This window comes from Exiguobacterium sp. s142 (assembly GCF_018618455.1).
Taxonomy (GTDB): Bacteria; Bacillota; Bacilli; order Exiguobacteriales; family Exiguobacteriaceae; genus Exiguobacterium; species Exiguobacterium aurantiacum_A.
This window is the reverse complement of record NZ_JACSMB010000014.1, coordinates 1-20,652: the sequence shown is the minus strand read 5'-3', so window position 1 is coordinate 20,652 and position 20,652 is coordinate 1. Positions and strand designations below refer to the sequence as shown.

Annotated in this window: 19 protein-coding genes; all 19 read right to left on the bottom strand. The window is 51.4% G+C overall.

Features of this window, described 5'->3' with window-relative positions; genetic code table 11:
• Positions 1–59: 59 nt before the first annotated feature.
• Entirely contained in the window at positions 60–1,973 is a 1,914-nt protein-coding gene (locus KNP77_RS11925; RefSeq protein ID WP_214890991.1) for an LTA synthase family protein, read from the bottom strand.
• A 223-nt stretch (positions 1,974–2,196) separates the two neighbouring features.
• Entirely contained in the window at positions 2,197–3,159 is a 963-nt protein-coding gene (locus KNP77_RS11920) for an ROK family glucokinase (protein ID WP_251139060.1), read from the bottom strand.
• A 93-nt stretch (positions 3,160–3,252) separates the two neighbouring features.
• Positions 3,253–3,447: a YqgQ family protein gene (locus KNP77_RS11915; RefSeq protein WP_070327032.1), complete on the bottom strand. Its 195-nt coding sequence runs from the start codon at positions 3,445–3,447 to the stop codon at positions 3,253–3,255.
• A 2-nt stretch (positions 3,448–3,449) separates the two neighbouring features.
• On the bottom strand, positions 3,450–4,466 hold the full coding sequence (locus KNP77_RS11910; protein WP_214890989.1) for a M42 family metallopeptidase: 1,017 nt from the start codon (positions 4,464–4,466) through the stop codon (positions 3,450–3,452).
• Between the two features lie 15 nt (positions 4,467–4,481).
• Positions 4,482–5,540, bottom strand: coding sequence for a rhomboid family intramembrane serine protease (locus KNP77_RS11905; protein ID WP_214890987.1), 1,059 nt, complete (start codon positions 5,538–5,540; stop codon positions 4,482–4,484).
• A gap of 148 nt (positions 5,541–5,688) precedes the next feature.
• Complete coding sequence (locus KNP77_RS11900; protein WP_070327029.1) at positions 5,689–6,645, bottom strand: L-lactate dehydrogenase; 957 nt, start codon at positions 6,643–6,645, stop codon at positions 5,689–5,691.
• Positions 6,646–6,814: 169 nt separating this feature from the next.
• The gene (locus tag KNP77_RS11895) at positions 6,815–7,585 is read right to left on the bottom strand and encodes a DUF92 domain-containing protein (protein WP_070327028.1); all 771 of its coding nucleotides are present in this window, start codon (positions 7,583–7,585) and stop codon (positions 6,815–6,817) included.
• The gene (locus tag KNP77_RS11890) at positions 7,564–8,118 is read right to left on the bottom strand and encodes a 5-formyltetrahydrofolate cyclo-ligase (protein WP_214890985.1); all 555 of its coding nucleotides are present in this window, start codon (positions 8,116–8,118) and stop codon (positions 7,564–7,566) included. The genes KNP77_RS11895 and KNP77_RS11890 overlap by 22 nt, the downstream gene beginning before the upstream one ends.
• Positions 8,119–8,174: 56 nt before the next feature.
• Positions 8,175–8,339, bottom strand: a complete 165-nt coding sequence (gene rpmG, locus KNP77_RS11885) for a 50S ribosomal protein L33 (RefSeq protein ID WP_016510885.1) — start codon at positions 8,337–8,339, stop codon at positions 8,175–8,177.
• An 84-nt stretch (positions 8,340–8,423) separates the two neighbouring features.
• The gene (locus KNP77_RS11880; protein ID WP_131463756.1) at positions 8,424–10,625 is read right to left on the bottom strand and encodes a 1,4-alpha-glucan branching protein domain-containing protein; all 2,202 of its coding nucleotides are present in this window, start codon (positions 10,623–10,625) and stop codon (positions 8,424–8,426) included.
• 12 nt (positions 10,626–10,637) lie between these two features.
• Positions 10,638–11,402, bottom strand: coding sequence for a DUF4912 domain-containing protein (locus KNP77_RS11875; RefSeq protein WP_214890983.1), 765 nt, complete (start codon positions 11,400–11,402; stop codon positions 10,638–10,640).
• 119 nt (positions 11,403–11,521) lie between these two features.
• Entirely contained in the window at positions 11,522–12,184 is a 663-nt protein-coding gene (phoU, locus tag KNP77_RS11870; RefSeq protein WP_131463758.1) for a phosphate signaling complex protein PhoU, read from the bottom strand.
• Positions 12,185–12,199: 15 nt separating this feature from the next.
• A complete protein-coding gene (gene pstB, locus KNP77_RS11865; RefSeq protein WP_233589588.1) occupies positions 12,200–12,961 on the bottom strand; it encodes a phosphate ABC transporter ATP-binding protein PstB in 762 nt (253 codons plus the stop codon).
• Between the two features lie 103 nt (positions 12,962–13,064).
• On the bottom strand, positions 13,065–13,976 hold the full coding sequence (gene pstA / locus KNP77_RS11860) for a phosphate ABC transporter permease PstA (protein WP_214890981.1): 912 nt from the start codon (positions 13,974–13,976) through the stop codon (positions 13,065–13,067).
• 1 nt (position 13,977) lies between these two features.
• Positions 13,978–14,922: a phosphate ABC transporter permease subunit PstC gene (gene pstC / locus KNP77_RS11855; RefSeq protein WP_071397748.1), complete on the bottom strand. Its 945-nt coding sequence runs from the start codon at positions 14,920–14,922 to the stop codon at positions 13,978–13,980.
• 84 nt (positions 14,923–15,006) lie between these two features.
• Positions 15,007–15,945 (bottom strand): PstS family phosphate ABC transporter substrate-binding protein, encoded by a 939-nt coding sequence (locus tag KNP77_RS11850; RefSeq protein ID WP_214890979.1) that lies wholly within the window; start codon positions 15,943–15,945, stop codon positions 15,007–15,009.
• 152 nt (positions 15,946–16,097) lie between these two features.
• Entirely contained in the window at positions 16,098–18,155 is a 2,058-nt protein-coding gene (locus KNP77_RS11845; RefSeq protein ID WP_214890977.1) for a peptidoglycan D,D-transpeptidase FtsI family protein, read from the bottom strand.
• A 153-nt stretch (positions 18,156–18,308) separates the two neighbouring features.
• Entirely contained in the window at positions 18,309–18,917 is a 609-nt protein-coding gene (locus KNP77_RS11840; RefSeq protein ID WP_071397750.1) for a superoxide dismutase, read from the bottom strand.
• An 84-nt stretch (positions 18,918–19,001) separates the two neighbouring features.
• Positions 19,002–20,471 carry an alpha-amylase gene (locus KNP77_RS11835; RefSeq protein ID WP_214890975.1) on the bottom strand — a complete coding sequence of 490 codons (1,470 nt, stop codon included), beginning with the start codon at positions 20,469–20,471 and terminating at the stop codon, positions 19,002–19,004.
• Between the last annotated feature and the right edge of the window lie 181 nt (positions 20,472–20,652).

The window sequence follows — 20,652 nt, the reverse complement described above, 5'->3', positions numbered from 1 at the left end:
TTTTTTTATTCCGTAAAAAAAGCGCTGACGTTTAACGGTCAGCGCTAGGCTCTTGATTATTAATCGGTTTGTTCTTTAAAGCGAAGCAAATCCGAATAGATCAAGTCATCGTTCATTTGCAGGATTTTTTCGGCTTCTTCCGTGACCGGTCCGCAAAGTGTCGTATCTTCAACCGCTTCTCCAGTCGTCGCATCGTAACACATCGATTGCGTCCACACGTAATCGTCCGTGACGACTGTGCCGTCTCGGAAGATGGCGCGACTGTTGCGGTCTTCAGCGAACAAGTCGTTCCCGAACCCGACCAAGTCCGACGTATCGATGCCGAGCAAGTGCAGGAGCGTCGGCTTCATGTCGATATGACTTCCGATCGTCTCATGGACTTCGCCTGTTTCTTGGCCCGGCAAATGGATGGCGAACGGTACTTGTTGAAGTTTCGCCACATCATACGGCGTCAACTCTTCTTTACCGAGCAAGCCGGCCACCGCGTCGTTATGGTTTGTCGAAATGCCGTAGTGGTCACCGTACACAACGAAAATCGTATCTTCCCACATCCCGTTCTGTTTCAGTTGGTCGATGAACAGGCCAAGCGCATAGTCTTGGTAAGCGAGTGCCTGCGGGAAGTTGTTAAGCGTCGTCGAGTTCGTCTCGAATTTCGGCACGAGTTCGTAATCCTCGCTCGGCATCGTATACGGGAAATGGTTCGTGAGCGTGATGAACTTCGCATAGAACGGTTGCGGGAGTTCCTCGAGCATCGGAATCGATTGTTCAAAGAAACTATCGTCCAACAAGCCCCACTCCGTCATGTCCTCAGGATTCCCAAGGTCGTAACTCTTCTCATCATAGAACATGTCGACGCCGGTGTTCTTGTACATCAAATCGCGGTTCCAAAACGATTTGTTGTTCGCATGGAACACGGCTGAATAATAGTTCTCTTCTTTGATCAGTTCAGGAAGAGCTTGGTACTCATTATCGGCGTTCGTGAAGTAAACGGCTCCACGTGGCAGGCCATACAGCGAATTATCGAGGGCGAACTCGGCGTCTGACGTTTTCCCTTGCCCGACCGTATGGTAATAGTTTGGCCAGTAATGGGACTCTTCGATCAGCTTGTTCAAGTTCGGCGTGATATACTCGCCGTTCGCGGCTTTCATATTGTGCGTGAAGTTTTGTGTCGACTCGAGCGAGACGACGACCACGTTTTTGCCTTTATATTTTCCGAACAAATCCGGATTCGGCGCCGCATAGTTTTGGCGGGTATACTTTTCAATCTTGGCTAACTCCGACCCATCGGCCATCGCTTTCTGCGCGGACGTCTTCGTTTGAAGCATCGCGTCATAGACGTGGAAGTTGAACGTCCCGATGTTTTTGACGAGCAGCTCACGGTCGAACGAACGCGTCAACAGTTCAGGGCGTTCCGTCTCAGCAAGCGACAAGTTGAACAAGAACACGGCGACAGCTGCCACGAACGTGATGAGCGCCCGGCGGTGAGACGCGGCGGTTTGCAACGTATTGATCTTCCATAGTACGAACGGCAAGACGAGCACGTCCCCAAGAATGATCAAGTCTTTCCATTCAAGCAGTGATATGAATGAAGTCGACAGCGTCTCCATGTTTGACGGTTGCAAAATGACAGGCATCGTCAAGTAGTCCGTAAACTCGCGGTAGTAGACAGCGTCCGCGAACAACAGGAACGAGGCGACCGCATAAAGGGTGTACAGCACCCACTTTTGCTTATTTCCTTTAAAGAAGAAACTAAAAGCGAACAAGAACAAGGTCGAGCTGATCGGACTGATCAACAAGATGAATGCTTGAGCTGTGTTTTCAATCGGGATGTTAAAGAAAAATTGGTAAACTACGTACGTCTTCGTCCAAAGTAATAAACTAAATATCCAAAATAACCGATATTCTTGAAACGAAGCGCGGACCGTTTCATTCAGTCGCATAGTCAGCTTCGATAAGCTTTGAGATGACTTCATCTGACGGCCTCCTCCTCTTTTCAGTTTTAAGACGTCCTCAAGCAGGATGCGCCATGAATAAGTTCAATAACATGTAGTTGGCTTGTTATCTATTTCACTAACGGTAACAGTCCAGTATCAAGTCCAAATCTTACCCCTTTTTTAACAAAAAATCAACCACACCTTTACAATTCCCTTTGTACGTCAAAAGCACACATGCGAGATCGCATGTGTGCTTTACAGGTTAGACTCTAGTCGGCAAAAAATGTTTTCGTGCCAGCCAAGCGCAGCCGATGACCCCGGCGTCATTCTCGAGTTCGGCAATTTTGAACGTCGTCGACGTATATACCCGTTCAAGGGCAAACCGCTTAAATTGTTCATCGAGCGGCTCGAGCAAAGCTTGTCTCGCTTTTGAGACGCCGCCGCCGATTACGATCATTTTAGGGTTCAACGTGTTGGCGATGTTTGAAATCGTCAGCCCGAGATATTCCGTCATCTCTTCAACGACTTCTGTCGCGACCTCGTCTTTCGCTTTATAGGCTTCAAACACATCACGAGCCGTCACTTCACCTAACTCGTTCAATGACGTCGTTCTCCCTTTACGCTTTTGTAAGGCGAGACGGGCGATGCCGGTTGCTGAGGCGATCGTCTCGATGCAGCCTTTGCGCCCACATCCACACATGACCGCTTTCGCCTCGTCGCGCTCGACCGTGATATGTCCGATCTCACCAGCCATGCCGGCCGCCCCATGGACGATGTTCCCGTTCGTGATGACACCGCCGCCGACACCCGTACCGAGTGTGATCGCGAGCAGTTCAGACGCTCCTTCACCGGCGCCTTTCCACATCTCCCCTAGCGCGGCCGCGTTCGCATCATTCTCGAGCACGGCCGGCAATCCGACTGCTTTCTCGAATTCCCCGACGAGCTCAAAGTTCTTCCATCCGATGTTCGGCGAGTACTCGACGACACCTTCTGAGAAATTGATAAATCCCGGAGCTCCGATTCCCGCACCCGCAAAATCATGCTTCGCTTTTCCGGATTGCTGAAGATACGCTTCAAACGAGGCGGCGATATCTGTCGGGATATGTACCCCATTATCACGAATGTCCGTCTTGATCTCCCACTTGTCTGAAATGATCCCGTTCATGTCTAGGACGGCCATTTTCACCGTCGTCCCACCGATGTCGATTCCTAATAACCACTTCATGCATTCCACTCCTCGTCTCAAATAAATCGCTTTCATTCAATAGTCTACACTATAAAACCTCTTGTGCAAACATTTGCACAAGAGGTTTTTCTGTCAATCTATTGAATTTTTTAGTTCATGCGTCAAAATAATCTTTGCCGTGTCATACTCGCGCTGTTCGATCATCCCACCAGCGTTCAATTCGTCTAACTCCATCATCATGAGACCGATCTCGGCGTCACGCTCTCCGATATAAATAATCGTGCCAAACGATTTTAAAAACTGTTGCACGTCATAAAAGTTTCTCATTATTATTCCCCCATCGCGGTCAATACGTAGCGATACAGCAACGCTCGTGTCGCCTCGAGCGATGTTTGGTGCGTCCGCTCATAGCTGTGGCTCGACTCGATCCCAGGACCAATGAGCGCATGTCTTACGTCATAGCCGGCCCGGATCGCAGCTGATGCGTCCGAACCGTAGAACGGATAAATGTCGACTTTGAACGGAATGTCGTGGTCGCGGCAAAGCTTCGTGAACTGACGACGCAACTCGAGGTCGTACGGCCCTGAAGAATCTTTGGCACAGATCGATACCGTGTACTCGTCCGAGTGTTGCCCGTCCCCGAGCGCCCCCATATCAACTGCGATGTACTCGTCAACTTCGTCCGGGATCCCGGCGTTCCCGCCAAAACCGACCTCTTCATAGTTCGAAATTAAATAGTAGACCGTATGCGGCAAGTCCGCTTTGACCAAGTCACGCGCCAAATCGAGCAGGATGGCGACCGACGCCTTGTCGTCAAGATGACGCGATTTAATATAACCCGTCTCCGTCTGTTTGAAACGGGGATCGAACGAGACGAAGTCCCCGACTTCGATGCCTAACGCTCGGACGTCGTCCGCCGTATGAACGTCGGCATCTAGACGTACTTCAATGTTCGCCGCCGTCCGCTCGGCACTGTTCGCGTCTTTATAGACGTGCACACTCGATTGATGAACGAGGATCGTCCCGTCCACTGCCTCGCCCGCTTCGCGATGGACGAGACAGTTCTCACCCTCGATCGCGGTCCAAGCGTAACCGCCGACTTGCGTCAGCCGCAAGCGTCCGCTCGGCAACACTTCCTTCACCATCGCACCGAGCGTATCGACGTGGGCGGTCAAAAGACGGGCCGGGCCGCTTTGTCCAGGAAACTTGGCCAACAATGCACCTTTTCTCAACCGGCTCGTCTCAACCCCGAGGTCCGTGAGCTCACGTTCGACGTAACTGACTGCTTCGTGCGTCATTCCAGAAGGACTCGGGATCTCTACTAATCGTTTTAACGTATCAATCATGTTGTTACTCCTTTGTCATCGATGATATCCGAGCCAATATAGTGTCCCGGTCAATAAAACTGCCAGCGCCGTGAACAACAGGCGCCATTTTTTTGTTGTCTCGTCAGGTAATCCGACCACGCCCGCCATCAAAAATCCACCGATGAGGCCCCCGGCATGGGCCGAGTGGTCCAAACTGGCACCGAGGACGAAGGCGAGCCCTACGTTTAATCCTAACATAATAAACAACGATGGGCCGAGCGTCTTCATGAACAGCGAGCGGTCACGCAGTCCGAAATAGAGCAGTGCGCCGACGAGACCGAACAATGCGCCGGACGCTCCGGCCGAAATCGCCTCACTGAACGCGTAGGAGGCGGTCGACGCGATGACGCCCGCCAACAGATAGATCGTCAAGAACCTCGGTGACCCATACATGCGTTCGACGAGCGGGCCGAGCGACCAGAGCGCGAACATGTTGATCGCAAAATGAAACCAGCCGATATGAAGGAACATCGGTGTGACGAGGCGCCACCATTCGCCATCGTCGATGAGCGGATTGACTTTGGCGCCGAATCGGATGAGCGTGTTCGGATCGAGCGTCGAGCCGAGCGATTCGGCGAACCACATGACGACAAACGTCAACATCATGAGCGCATAGACGAGTTGCGGTTCACCGAATGAGAATCGCTTCTTCAGTTCGGCTTTTCGCTGTTTATCGAGCGCGAGCGCGAGCGACCGAAACCGGGTCTCATCTTGGTCATCGCCACACGCGTGCCTGTCGAGTCTCACCTTGGCCGCGACTTGGAACGACAACGTCTCAAGTCGCTCCTCATCGACGAGAGGGTCGCCGTATATATGAACGTGAAGCTTCGCACGCCCGAGTCGTGCGAGTCGGAACGAGCTCATGACCGCCTCGATCTCGATCGCGACATGGTTTGCCCACGCCTTATCCGTCTTTATGTACAGGTGATAGAGGTCTCCAGCTTTCGTGTCGAACAATAGCAGCGCGCGCGAAGGCTCGAGTATACCTTCGACCCGACCGCCCGCCTCGACCGCATGGTAAATGTCTTCCCAAAAACATCCCGGTTGCGTCAACTGAATCCCCTCCTTTCCTTCTGTCTTAATTGTAATCCAATTCGATCATGACGACAAAAGTTGGCGCTTTCTGAATCTGTCCGGCGTCCGTACCAACACATAAAAAACGTAGCCGGCATACGCCGACTACGTCTATATCGCGAATATATTATAAAACAGGTTGCATCGTTTTCAACAACACGTCTGCCGAATGGAGCATTTTCTGCTTCTCTTCTTCTGATAATTCGATTTCGACGACTTGACGCACGCCTTGGCGGTTGATGATTGCCGGCACACCGATATGAATATCGTTCAAGCCGTACTCTCCGTCCAAGTAGGCACCGACCGTGAGCAGCGTGTTCTCGTTACGGAGCACCGCTTTGACGAGACGAAGCAAGCCGAGACCGATCGCATAGTACGTCGCGCCTTTACGTTCGATGATGTGGTACGCAGCGTCACGAACGTTGACGTAGATGTCTTCAAGGTCTTCCCACGTATACTCGTCGTTCTCTTCGAGCAACTGTTCGACCGATTTGCCGTAAATCCGGGCGTTGCTCCACGCCGCGAACTCGGTATCGCCATGCTCACCCATGATGTAAGCGTGGCAGTTGCGCGGATCGACGTTGAAGTAATCACCTAGCATGTAGCGGAGGCGTGACGTATCGAGTACAGTCCCTGAACCGAAGACGCGATGTTTCGGAAGACCCGAGTATTTCCAAGCCAAGTGTGTCATGATATCGACCGGGTTTGATGCGAGGATGATGATACCGTCGAAGCCAGAAGCCATGATTTCAGTGATCATCGATTTCATGATTTTCGCATTTTTCTCAACGAGGTCGAGACGTGTCTCACCTGGTTTTTGAGGAGCGCCGGCCGTGATGACGACGATATCTGCAGCACCGCAGTCCGTGTAATCTCCAGCCCAGACGCGCATCGGTGACGAAGCGAACGAGACGCCGTGGTTCAAGTCCATCGCTTCGCCTTCTGCCTTCGCCTTGTTGATGTCGATGATGACGAGTTCTTCACATAGGCTCGCTGTCGTCAATTGATACGCGAAGCTTGCACCGACCGCTCCGGCCCCGACGAGAGCGACCCGTGTTACTTTTGCATGATTTAATGTTTCCATGTTGTTTTTCCACCCTTCAAACAATCTGTTTCATGTTTTTGTTTTGTCTGTTACACCTAGATTGTAACATCATTCACAAACAGTCAATACAAGAGAAACCGTTTTCAGTTTGGCAATATTGTGACAAAATTCACATTCGTTTGAAACATCCTCATTCTCTGTACTACCCTTAGGCGAAAACAAGAAAACCAATCGCTGCCGCGGAGGCAATCGCCAAGAAATTAACGGCGTCGTTGCCGAGAAAGCGCCATCCAGATACATAGTCGGTCGCTTCACCGTGATGCAGCTTTTTCTCCGTCAGTTTTCGGCACGTCCGACAGCGATACTTACGTTGCACGGTCGCACCGAGCAACGTATCGACGACGCTGCCGCTCAGACCGAGCGCAATCAATAGAAATAGCGTGCCCATCGTTATGTTTAAGAACGGGAGCGATGCCAAGACGATGATCGTCGCGCCGGCGACGGACATGAGCGTACCGAACGGTGACACCCCACCGCTCGTCCCCGGTTCAACTTCACGCAATGTCAAAATAGAGCGCGGTCGGCGCGATGCGAGGACGCCGAACTCCGACCCCCACGTGTCACTCGTCGCCGCCGCGATTGAAACGACGTAAGCGAATAGCCACGCCTCGTTCGAAGTCATCGCCATTCCGACGGCGGTGAGCATAGCGATTCCTCCGTTCGCAAGCACTTGCACGAAGTCACGCGGTCCGGATTTTTCGACGATGTCATCGACCGACGCCTTGTCGCGGGCGCGATATTTTGAAGCGAGCGAGGACGTCGAAAAGAACACACCGAGCAAGTACAGCCCGAACCAGCCAAAACCAAACCCGATGACCGTCCCTGTCACGATCGTCAAGATCGCCCCAGAGAACGTCAACGACCGGAGACGATATCCGGCCAGTGCAACTAGACAAGTTACGAGGACGATTGAGAGCATCGAATCATTTCCCTTTCTGTCACGATCAGTTCGACAGGTATGTCGTGTGGTTCGATCGGTATTTCGTCGAGCACTTGTACGTCGTAGGCGAGCGCGATCGTCGCACCGCGATATGTCGCTAAGAAACGGTCGTAATAACCCCCGCCCCAACCGATCCGATATCCAGAACGGTCAAAGACACGGCCTGGGACGATACAGACATCGATGTCGAGGTCGGTTTCCGCGGTCGTCGGCTCGAGAATACCCATTACCCCCGGCTCGAGGTCGCTGAACGTCCTGATTTCGTGGAACGTGAGCCCCTGTTTCGTTACTTTCGGCACTAACACCGATTTTCCTGCTTTTAAAGCTGTATCGATGAGCGGACGCGTATTCACTTCAAGGTCGAGTGACAATGTGAGTGCGACCGTATGCGCTTGTTGCCACTCAGGAAGTGACGCCACGGTATGTAGGATCGCTTCATCACGCTCGTCACGATCGGTGAGCACGCGAATATTCACATGAACCGCTTTTCGGAGCTCATGTTTAGCTGTCATTTGTTATTCCTCCTATCGAAAAAAAAGGCCGCCACATGAGTGACGGCCGGTCTCAATTATTTCACTTCGCGGTAAAGCGTGTGACGACGGAGACGTGGGTTGTATTTGCGCAATTCGAGGCGCTCTGGGTTGTTACGTTTGTTTTTCTTCGTGATGTACGTGCGATCGCCTGTTTCTGTGCAAGCTAGTGTGATTTTAACGCGCATATCTTTCACTCCCATCTTACTAATGTTGTATCAAGTGCTTTTGCTTTACAGTCTAAGCATACTCAATTATCCTACCAAGTTTTTTTTGAAAAAGCAAGGTTATTTCACGTTCTTTTTCAAACGTTTCTGCCCGTACGGTGACGCGTCGAGCGGTAGGCACGTTTTTACGTTATCGCCGATCACATACCGCGTCGCGAGCTCCTCGATCGAGAGCTGTTCACCGACATAAACCGTATCAGCTTCCGAGAGGACGCCGTTCTCAATGCGATGGATCGCATCGAACAGGCCACCGTGCCCGTGCGGGTTGCGGGTCGTTTCAAATGACAACATAGTTGAGTATAACGGAACATCTAGTGACTTCGCAAGTGAACGTGCCGCTGGAATCGTCATCCAATCAAAATGATGGACCGCTTTGAAGTTGACCATCGTCTGTAACTGTTGGACGAGTTTCACGTAGGCGACGTTCTGAGCAGCGATTTGGTTCATGACATGCTCTAGAAACGGACTCGTGAGTGGGACCCGGTACACGTGCACGCGATTGTGGCGCTCGTATTCAGGCAGTCCTTCACTGTGCGGCGTGAGGACGTAAACGGTCTCCCCGTCAGCCGCTCGTGCCTCGACTTCAGCGACGACGCGGTGACCGAGGTCGCCCACGATATTGCCTGTATATTCTGGCGTGAGGACGAGAATGACCTCACCTTCTTCGCCACGCTCCTGCGTCACATAATAGTCGTGTGGAGATAGGAACGTATCAATATCAATGTCAACGTCGTCCAAGAACGGATAGACCGTGTAGTGCTCGTCTAGCAAGCGATCCGATAGCTTGCCTTCGTAGAGCGCCGTTTCGAGTTCGGCAAACAGACGGGTATGTTCCCGGAAACGTTCGGCGGCGTATTGCGCCGTCGTCTGGCCGTCCAAGATAAACGCCCAATCGCTCGAGACTGAGAGCACATAATGACGAATGAGCTGTCTTAAAGCCCGGTCGGCGAGTGGCGAGGTGTTCCGATAGTCGGCCACGTCTTTGACGAGTTGCGTCTCCATCGTGTGCAAATGTCTGAGCATCCATTCGTTGCGTTCGTTGATCCACACATCGCCGTAACCTTTCCGGCCCCACGTGTTCATCGAAACTTGTACTGTTTGCAGGTCTTGGAAATGACGCTCGAGGAAGAGTGCCGGCGTGATCGTCTCAATCCCGTATGCCTCTAGTCGCTCTGCGACTTGCCCTAAAAATTCAGGGCCCTCAAACCACCAATGGCCGAACAGTTCGGCGTCAAACGGTGCCGTGACGAGGAACGGCGGGAACGTTTGTCCACCGTGCGCTTCTAAATGCGCCGCGAGCGTCTCGGCGAAATCGGTCGCGTGATTATCGATTTGATGTTCGGCCCATCCGCGGACGTAAAAGTCTTTTTCGTCGCTGTCGCCCGTGATGCGATGCATCTTCAGACCTGTGTCGAAGCGGATGCCCTCTGGATGCATGAACGCTTGAATGTATTCCCAGTCCCGGTCGTAGGCGAGATCGCGATAAAACTCGCGATAGTCCGGATGCCCCGGATAACCGATCATCGAACTCCAAATCTTCCCGGAGATGATTTGATCACGTGGGAATAAAGCGACTCCGTGCGGCGAATAGACAGGCGCACCGATGCCTTTGTCCGGCGTCGGGTCGGCTTCGAGCAACGCGTGCTCATCGACGAACGTGTAGCGAATCCCTTCCTCATAGAGGATGCGGTCGACTCCTGGCGTATACGCACATTCCGGTAACCAAATGCCGGTCGGACGGAAGCCGTAATGCCGCTCGAAGCAGTTCAATCCAGTCCGAATCTCGGCCCGTGCCGCCTGATCGGTGAACAGATGCGGGTTGAAACCGTGTGTCGCCGTACATGTGACCATATCGATGAAGCCTTGCTCACGATATGTACGGAACGCATGGTTCAAATTTTTCTCCCAATGGAGGAACGTGTTCTTCAAGTCTTGATAACGGCGTTCGTAAAAATGAAGCGTCTCGACTTCTTGTTCGCTCCGACCCTCAGCCAGTTCGATTGAGATCAGTTCAAGCATCTCATCTAAATGCCCGAGATAGCGATCTTGGACGAGTGGGTCGGCGAGCATTTCGATGACGGGCGGAGAGATACTGACCGTCCAATGCAGCGGCCGTTGAAGTCGATCGACTTGCCACAGAATCGGGATGTATGTCTCCGAGATGGCTTCATATACCCAGCGTTCTTCTAGCCGGTGTTTCTCTTCATGCCTCACGTACGGAAGATGGGCATGTAGGACGAGTGAAAAATAACCTGGTTTCATAGTGTGTCCTCCTCAGCGTACGCAGCGGTATGCAGAATATTTTGGTAACGTATCGAGTAGTTCTGGTGACTCGACTTCACCGAATTGCCAACGTCTGACCGGCTCGGCAAAACGTCCGACTCCTGCCGGTTCGTTCCGCGGCGTATCAATCGGCATCGAGGCGACGAGCGGAAGAAATTCGCCTTCCATCGTCCGAATCCCGAATTCGAAGACGTACGTCGTGTTCGGGTCGAGCGGACGGACGAACCAGCTGTTCGTCATTTCCGGCAACTCGAACGTATAAGACCGGTTCGCATGACCAGATGTGTAATCGAGCAGTGTGATGTCTAAGATGCGGAACGCCTTCGGCAAATCTTCCCACGGCCGCATGAACTGCATCGTCAGCGTCTCTTTCACAGCGTCTGACACTTCCCAAAAAACATAGACCGCGTTCGGGGATTGGACGACCGCGTGCATGAGGTCGACATCGTAGCGGTCTGGAAGCTTCCAAAAACCGTCTGGACCTGTTTCAAGGAGCGGTGACTGCTTCGGCTCTTCGTGATGGAGTGTCGAGGCGACCTGCCCCACTGTTGGAGCTTTTTTCTCGTTTCGTTTCATTCTATCCTTCCCTTCATTAGAAGATTTTTTAGGAGCGGTTGTCGGCTTGGTGACCTCACCGTTCTGGGAACGCCATTTACGCCATGCGTACTGGACTTTTCCGACTGGCATGTCTAATTGTTCTGCAATCTGTTTTAACGTAAGCCCTTGTTGTTTCAAGGATACGATTTTCTCTTCCATTTATGTCTGGCTCCCTTCCAAAAAAAAATCCATATGCTTTACGTATTCGTTCTTTTTCAGTGAATTCCTGCACAAAAAAAAGTAAAGAACAACAGACCTGTTGTTCTTTACCACTTTTATCACTGATTTAAATCATAATGCTTCCCTTTTTCGAGAAAAATCAAATGTTCCCCGAAATTGGTCACATGGTCGCCCATCCGTTCGAGATAGCGGGCGATGTTTGCAAACTCATAAACATCGTTCGTTCCGACCGTCATCGTCGGTAGACTTCCGATATATTGCTTGATCACCTGTAAGTTGAGATCATCGATGACTTTGTCCATCTCATTCAACTCACGGACCCGACTGGCTTCACCTTTACGATAGGCACGGGTTGCGAGTTCAAGCATATCGATCAACTGTTCGGCCATCTGCTTGAGCGGCTTAATGTCAAGCAAGTACGGGACGTGCTCGATTCGCGTCACGGCTTTGGCGATGTTCGTCGCGTAATCCGCGATCCGTTCAAGGTCGGTCGCGGACTTCATCGTCACGATCAAGCGACGAAGATCGGTCGCGACCGGTTGTTGTTTGGCAATCAAGAGAATCGCCTGGTCGTTGATTTCAAGTTCGAGGTCATCTAGTTCGTTATCATTGTCGATCACCGTCTGGGCGAGCGTGAGGTCTCGTTTCTCAAGTACCTCGATCGCTGTCGCCGTTTGGCGCATCGTCAAGTTCGCCAAGCGAACGACTTTCTCTTCTAGTTCGTTTAATTTAACATCAAAAAATGCGCGATTTTGTGCCATAGTAATCTCCCCCTCTTAACCGAACCGGCCAGAAATGTAATCTTCAGTCCGCTTGTCAGTTGGATTCGAGAAGATTTTATCGGTTGCGTCGAACTCGACGACTTCCCCGTTCAAGAAGAACGCCGTCTTGTCAGACACACGTGCTGCCTGTTGCATGTTGTGCGTGACGATGATGATCGAATATTGTTCTTTCAACTCTTGGACGAGCTCTTCAACTTTAAGTGTCGAGATCGGGTCAAGCGCTGACGTCGGCTCGTCCATAAGAATGACGTCTGGTTCAATCGCAAGTGTCCGGGCGATGCAAAGGCGCTGTTGCTGACCACCCGAGAGACCGTAGGCGTTCTCGTTCAAGCGATCTTTCACTTCCTCCCAGATCGCGGCGCCGCGCAGTGAGCGTTCGACGATCTCGTCGAGCACTTTTTTATTTTTGATCCCGTGCGTGCGCGGTCCGTAGGCGACGTTGTCGTACACGGATTTTGGGAACGGGTTTGGCTGCTGGAACACCATCCCGACCGACGTGCGGAGATCTTCGACTCTATAGTCACGATCAAAGATGTTACGGCCGTGGTAAAGAATCTCCCCGTTCGTCCGCACCGTCGGGACGAGTTCGACCATCCGGTTCAACGTCTTGATGAACGTCGACTTCCCACAACCAGACGGACCGATGATGGCCGTCACTTCGTTTTTCTTAATGTCGAGATTGACGTCGATCAACGCTTGATCGTCGCCGTACCATAAGTTCAAGTTGTTCACGACATAGGCGCTGTCTTTTTGCATCACGGTCTCGTTCGGTTGGGTCGTCGTTGTATTCACGTTGTGATCTCCTTTAAGCTCTGTTTGTTTCATCATCTCGAGAGTCCTCCTCGTTTACTGCTACGACTTAATGTCGATTTGTATACTTGTTGCGGATATAGATCGCGACCGAGTTCATCGTGATGAGCAGTGTCATCAAGACGATGATGCCGGCAGCGGCAAGATTTTGGAATTCAGCTTGCGGACGGCTCGTCCAGTTGTAAATTTGGATTGGGAGCGCCGTAAAGTCTGAAAATACATTGTTCGGTGTCGTCGAGATGAACGTCGCCGCTCCGATCATGATGAGCGGTGCCGTCTCGCCGATGGCCCGGGATACGGCCAAGATGATCCCTGTGATGATCCCTGGAATGGCTGACGGTAACACGACGTTGAACGTCGTCTGCCATTTCGAGGCACCCATTGCGAGCGACGCGTGACGTAGCTCCATCTTAACAGACCGTAACGCTTCTTGTGACGCGACGATGACGATCGGCAAACTCATCAGACCGAGCGTCAGCGCACCCGTCATGACCGAGCTGCCAAGTCCGGCCGTCCGGACGAAGAACGTCAATCCGAGCAAACCAAACACGATCGACGGGACACCCGCCAAGTTCGAGATGTTCACTTCGATAAACGACGTGAGCCGGTTTTTCGGTGCGTACTCTTCCAAATAAATCGCGGCACCGACACCGACGATAAACACCATCGGCACGATTAGCATCATGAGCCAAAGCGTCCCGATCAAAGCCGGATAAAGACCGGCCTGTTCGGCACGGCGTGACGGGAAGTTGCGGAGGAAGTCGAGATTGACCCAGCCGCCACCTTTTGAGATCACGTCATAAATAAGCGTCGATAAGACGAGCAAGGCGAAGACGAGCCCCGCTAAAAAGATGTACTTAAAGATTTCGTTCAATCGTAGGCGACTTTTAATCCGTCGCGATACGGTCTCATGGTCAATATAGTTCTTCGTATTCTTGAACTCACTGTTCGGCAAAGCCATATTAGTACTCCTCTCTGAAGCGGCGCGTCACCCAGTTCGCGAACAAGTTCATCACGAGCGTAAAGATGAATAGAAGCGCACCGACCGCATAGATACTGTAGTATTCGATTGTCCCGTAACCAGCATCACCTTTGGCGATTTGGACGATATACGCCGTCATCGTTTGGATCGCGTTGAGCGGGTTGAACTCGAAGTTCGGTTGCGACCCACCCGCGATCGTGACGATCATCGTCTCACCGATCGCTCGACTCATCCCGAGGACGATCGAAGCGATGATCCCTGAGAGCGCGGCTGGCATGACGACTTTGAGGGCGACTTCTAGACGTGTCGCACCGAGGCCAAGTGCCCCGTCACGAATCTTTTTCGGAACGGCACTCATCGCGTCTTCCGAAATCGACGCGATCATCGGGATGATCATGATGCCGACGACAATCCCTGGACTGAGGGCGTTATAGATCTTCAACCCTGGAATGAGCGACTGCAAGATCGGTGTGACGAATGACAAGGCGAAGAACCCGAAAACGATCGTCGGAACACCGGCGAGGACTTCAAGGATCGGCTTGAGAATCGTCCGGGCCCGTTCAGACGCGTACTCGCTCAAATAAATGGCCGATGCGAGTCCGAGCGGCACTGCCACGATCATCGCGATGAGCGTGATTTGGAGTGTGCCCATGACGAGCGCCCAAACGCCGAAACTCGGGTCCGCACTGAGCGGGTACCATTCGGTCGAGCCTAGGAAGTCGCGTACCGGGACTTTTTCAAAGAACTTGAACAGTTCGAAGCCGAGCGTCAAAGCAATCCCGATCGTCGTGACGACCGAGACAAATGCGCTCAAGAATAATAAGAACGGCATGATTTTGTCAAACACGTTCGTCGTACTATATTTTTTTTGCTTATTCGCGTTAATCATCTCTCGAATCGAGAACTCATTTTTTGATTCGTTCATCTCGTTTATCGCTCCCTACCTCTTCATACTAGAAAGCATGGCGAGAAGGCGAGAGAATCTCTCACCTTCTGCCATTTGCTCTATTTATTCACCAGCGAGTTCATCAATCAGTTTAGCGTTCTCATCGTAACTTGCTTGCTCCATCGCGACATAGCCGACTTCTTCAGCAAGTGCTCCGGCATTTTCGTTCATAAAGCGTGCGAAGTTTACAACTTGCGGCTTTTCTTGCATCGAGGCGTTGTTCACGTACGTGTAGATTGGACGTGACAGTGGGTATTCGAACGATGTCACGTTCTCAGCTGTCGGCTCGATGCCGTCTACTTTCAACGATTTCAACGTGCCTTCGTTTTCAATGTAGTACGCGTATCCGAAGAAACCGATCGCATTTTTCGTTCCGGCAACTCCTGTTACGAGGACGTTGTCGTCTTCTGACAACTGTGCATCTTGGCGAACGTCTGTATCATCGAGAACTGCTTCGTTGAAGTAATCGAACGTACCTGAGTCTTTACCAGGTGAGAAGAATGAGATCTCTTCATCTGGCCAATCCGAGCGGACGTCTTTCCATGTCTTCACGTTCATATCTGTCCACATCTTGTTAAGCTCATCCATCGTGATGTCATCGGCCCAATCGTTCTCAGGGTTGACGACAATTGCCAATCCGTCAAGCGCGACCGCGATTTCTGTGTACTCGACACCGTTCGCTTCAGCTTCGGCTGCTTCTTCTTCTTTGATTTCACGTGATGCGTTCGAGAAGTCTGTCTCCCCGGTCACGAAACGTTTGAAGCCGCCGCCCGTTCCAGATACACCGACCGTTACTTCAACGTCTGGCTGTTCAGCTGAATACTCTTCAGCGACCGCTTCCATGATTGGGAATACGGTAGACGAACCGTCCATGACGACTTTACCTGAAAGTGCGTCTCCTTCGGCTCCACCGTTTTCTTCTTCATTGTTTCCACACGCGGCACCGACGATGGCCACCGAAGTGATTGAAGCGAGTAAAGCTGATTTTTTCATCCAAGACATTTCTGACGTCCTCCTTGAGTTTGCTTTGATTTGTGTTGTGGGTCTGTTGTTTCGTCCTACAATTAACATCCTAATAAACTACTATTAACGATAAATAAACGGAACGTAAAAGAATTGTAAAGATAAAAAAAGAAGCCACCGAAGTGACTTCTTTACTGGAGCTGTGCTTGGACGTCTTCTAAATCAAAATATACTTTCATGATGTCATGGGCGACGCGCGTGTTGACGCCTTCCGCCTCAAGACCTGGCATGATGATCGCCCACGCGATCTCTGGGTCGTCGTACGGAGCCCAGCCGACGTGGTTCGAGTTGAAAGTCTTGATCGGCTCACCGTTCGCGTTTCGTTTCGCTTGGCCGTCCGGCCCTTCCGCGATCGCTTGCGCGGTCCCGGTCTTACCGGCCGCCGTCATCCCCGTCTGTTGGAGAATCCGTGATGTCCCGGTCTCGACCCCTTGACGGAAGCCTTGACGCGAACGCTGGATGAACTCGTCGCGGATGTCGACTTTGTTCAGCGCTTTCGGCTGGAACGTGCTGACGACTTGTTTGTTCATCTCATCGAGCGAGCCCGGTTCAATGATCTCTTTTAACAGATGCGGCTGCACCCGATATCCGCCGTTGGCAAGCGTCGACGTATATTGCGCGAGTTGGATCGGCGTATACGAGATGAACTGACCGATCGACATATCCATCAACAGTGTGACACGGTCCGGCACGCTCCGGAAACCGATCGATTCGTAAGGAAGATCGATGCCCGTCTCGATCCCGAGTCCGAACTGTTTATAGTAGTGCTCCATCGTATTGAACGCTTCGGTGACGTTGTCACCGACGATTTGGCCGGTCGAATAATAATCGGCGAGTCTGAGCGCAATCTGGAACATGTAAATGTTCGACGACATGGCGAGCGCATCGAGGTCGTTGATGTTCCCCATGTTCCGGTAAGACGATTTGAGCGAAGACCCGATGCGGATCGGCGCGTCGTAAATGTATTCGCCCGGCTTGATGACTTCTTCTTCAAGTCCGAACGCGACGGTCGCCCCTTTGATCGTCGAGCCGATTTGGCTCGCCCGGAGCACGGTTCCTGTCGAGACGTCTTTAAACTCGTTCGTCTCAAGATCTAACTCTTGCCCAGACAAAGCGAGCAGCTCGCCCGTCTTCGGATTCATGACGACGACGAAAGCCCGGTCGAAGTGCGGACTCCCCGAACGCCCGGCACGGATCGCCTTCTTCAAGATCTCATCGACTTCTTTTTGGAATTCGATGTCCGTCGACAAGATGATATCTTTTCCGGGATTACCGCTCACGCGCGTAGGCTCACCGACCGGTTGGCCTTTATACGTCGTGAACACGTCATAAGCCGGGGTCCCGCGTAAAATATCTTCATACTGTTGCTCGAGATAAGACGTCCCGACCCGATCGTTCAACCCGTAGCCTTTCGCCTGATACGAGGCCCGTTGCTCGGCCGGGATTTGACGATAGCTTCCGAGGAAGCTTTGGAACGTTTCACCGAACGGATAGGCCCGCTGGTAATACGGTTCGACGCTGACGCCTGGCAACAGCTCTAAGTTTTCTTCGATCAAAGCCATCTCTTTCGGCGACGCGCCGATTTTGATGACTTGCGGGTCTAACGCGTACCCGCTCTCCATATTATGTTTGATAGCGATGATTTCTTCGGTCGCATCATCGAACGTGATCTCTGCTTGCGTGATTGAATCAAGCAGCAACTGATCGACTGCTTGGTTCGACAAGGCGGCCCGCTCTTCTTCCGGCAGCTCGGCGAGAAGCGATTGGACTCGTTCTTGCGAGCGCTCGGGATCGATGGCGATCCAATAGTCCTTGCGGTCCCGTTCGGTCACTTTGCGATCTTTCTCCGGAATGTCGACGATCTTAGCAAGTTTGACCGCGACATCGAGACGCTCCTCCGTTTTCGTCACTTGGGAGCGACGGTACATGACCGAATAGTTAGAGATCGTGTCGGCCAACACTTGCCCGTTCCGATCGTAGATTTTGCCGCGAGGCACCTCGTACTTGATTTTGCTCGACTCGGTCTTTTGAACCTCTCGGGCGATCAACTCTCCGTTGACGATTTGGACGACGCCTAACCGAAAGATCAACGTCGCAAACAAGATGAAGACGATAAAAAACAATAAATTTAACCGTAACGGAAGGTGGTTACGCCGTTTTTTCGGCACTTTCACACGGTGTCTAGCCAATTCAGTTATCTCCTTCCACTTTCAGTTGCTTCTATATTATATTTTTCTGTATTTCTATTTTCAGACTCGATTTTCACTATATCATAATTTGTTTACAAATTAATGAAATGTAGAAAAAATCCCGAGATTCAACCGAATCTCGGGATCGTGTCATTATTTGGCGTCAGCGTAAAGCTTCGCGACGTAATCCCAGTCGATGACGTGGAAGAACGCTTGGATGTAGTCCGGGCGACGGTTTTGATAGTTCAAGTAGTACGCATGCTCCCAAACATCGAGTCCGAGGATCGGTGTGATGCCTTCCATGATCGGTGAATCTTGGTTTGGTGTCGATGTGACTTCGAGCTTGCCGCCTTTGACGACGAGCCAAGCCCAACCTGAACCGAAACGAGTTGTAGCGGCTTTCGTGAACTCATCTTTGAACGCGTCAAAGCTGCCGAACGCTTCGTCGATCGCCGTTGCGAGTTCGCCCGTTGGCGTCCCGTTCTCGTTTTTCTTCAACAACTTCCAGAAGAACGAGTGGTTCCAATGACCGCCGCCGTTGTTACGAACAGCTGTCTGAATGTCAGCAGGAAGCGAATCGAGTTTTTGGAGCAAGTCTTCAAGTGAAGAGTACTCTACGTCTTTTCCTTCGAGTGCATTGTTCACGTTCGTGACGTAAGCGTTGTGGTGTTTCGAATGGTGGATTTCCATCGTGCGTGCGTCAATGTGTGGTTCGAGTGCATCGTATGCGTAATCAAGTTGTGGTAATTCAAATTTAGCCATAACTAAAATCCCCCTTAAAATTGGTTTGAACAACGTTCGTTTTAAATGTAACAGATTTGTGACGGCTTACTCAATTGTAAAGGCTTATTCCACATCTTCGTCCGGCAACGCCCAGACCGAGATCGATCCTGCCGCTACTTTAAATACCCCTTTTCCATCTTCGTCAATCTCGATGATTTCATCGATCGTCTGCGTCAAGTCGACCCATTTCTCACCGGCACGATGCTCCCCGACGTACATCTGTTTCTCCGCCTCTTCGTTATTCGAGATGATGACGGCACAACCTGAACGTTCGAAGTCCTCGCTGCCGTGTCGGACCCAGCCGATCACGTGCTCGTTATCGAAGTAGTCGTCTTGTTGCCCATACGCTTTTTCACGACGGGCGTACAGAAGTGGATCGATGGCCAGCTTCTTCCCTTCGACCGGGTGGGGCCCGTTGATGCCGTAGTAATCCCCGTAGAAGACGCACGGATAACCGTCTTGGCGGAGTAAAATCAAACCGTAAGCACTTTGTTTGAACCAATCTTCGACCCATGACTCGAGCGCCTCGGCCGGCTGTGAGTCATGGTTGTCGACGAACGTGACCGAGTGAAGCGGGTGGGACTGGACGAGTGTGTCGTCAAAAATCGTCCGCAAATCAAACGATGCGCCTTCGATCGAGGCACGCTGCAAATTGTAATGGAGCGGCACGTCGAACAGATCGACGTGGTAGTCGATGTTGTCTAAAAAGGCGCGGCAATCTTCGAGCTCTGACTTCCAAAACTCACCGACCAAGTAAAAGTTCTCGCCTTTTTCATCTTTCATCGTTTGGCTGAACTCTTTGACGAAATCATAGTTGATATGTTTGATCGCATCGAGACGGAAGCCATCACATTTTGTCTCTTCGATGAACCACTTGCCCCAACTTAACACTTCTTCCCGGACTTCCGGATGGTGATAATCAATGTTCGCGAACATCAGATAATCGTATACACCGAATTCACTATCGACGTTGTCATTCCATTTTTTATTATCGCCTAAAATGAAGAAGATACCCTCGTGCTCGCTCGCCGCGTCATAGTCCGTGCCGTTGAAATGATGGAAGTTCCATTTGAACGATGAGTACTTACCGTTGCGTTCTTTATAATCAAACTTCGTCCACCCTTCGATCTCAAACGGTTCTTCCGACAACACTTTCGTCCGGTCTTCCGGGTCGACTTCTAACACGTCAAACTTCTCGGTCGCGTCGGCTCCGGCTTTATGGTTCAACACGACGTCCATATATATTTGCATCCCGAGCTCTTGGGCGTGTTTCGTCGCCTCAAGCAACTCTTGCTTCGTCCCATATTTTGTGGCGATGGTCCCTTTTTGATCAAACTCGCCTAAATCATACAAGTCATAGACACCATATCCCGTATCCTCATCATTTTGACCTTTTGTGACCGGCGGCAACCAAAGCGCGGTGATTCCTGCTTTTTTTAATTTAGAAGCCCGTTCTTTCAATCGCTTCCAATGCTTTTGGTCAGCCGGGACGTGCCATTCAAAAAATTGCATCATCGTATGATTTCGTTCCATCTTACTTCGCCTCGTTTCATATTTTTCAAAAACAAAATGCTAACGGATATTTACCCGCGTCTTCACTTTTGGAAACAAAAATGTAAACAAAAAAGAGGCTGGGACATAACTAGCCTGTTTTAAAGCTTTTCAATAAAAAGAGGGGTCCGGTCACCGATTTTCGGTGGCCGGACCCCTTCTT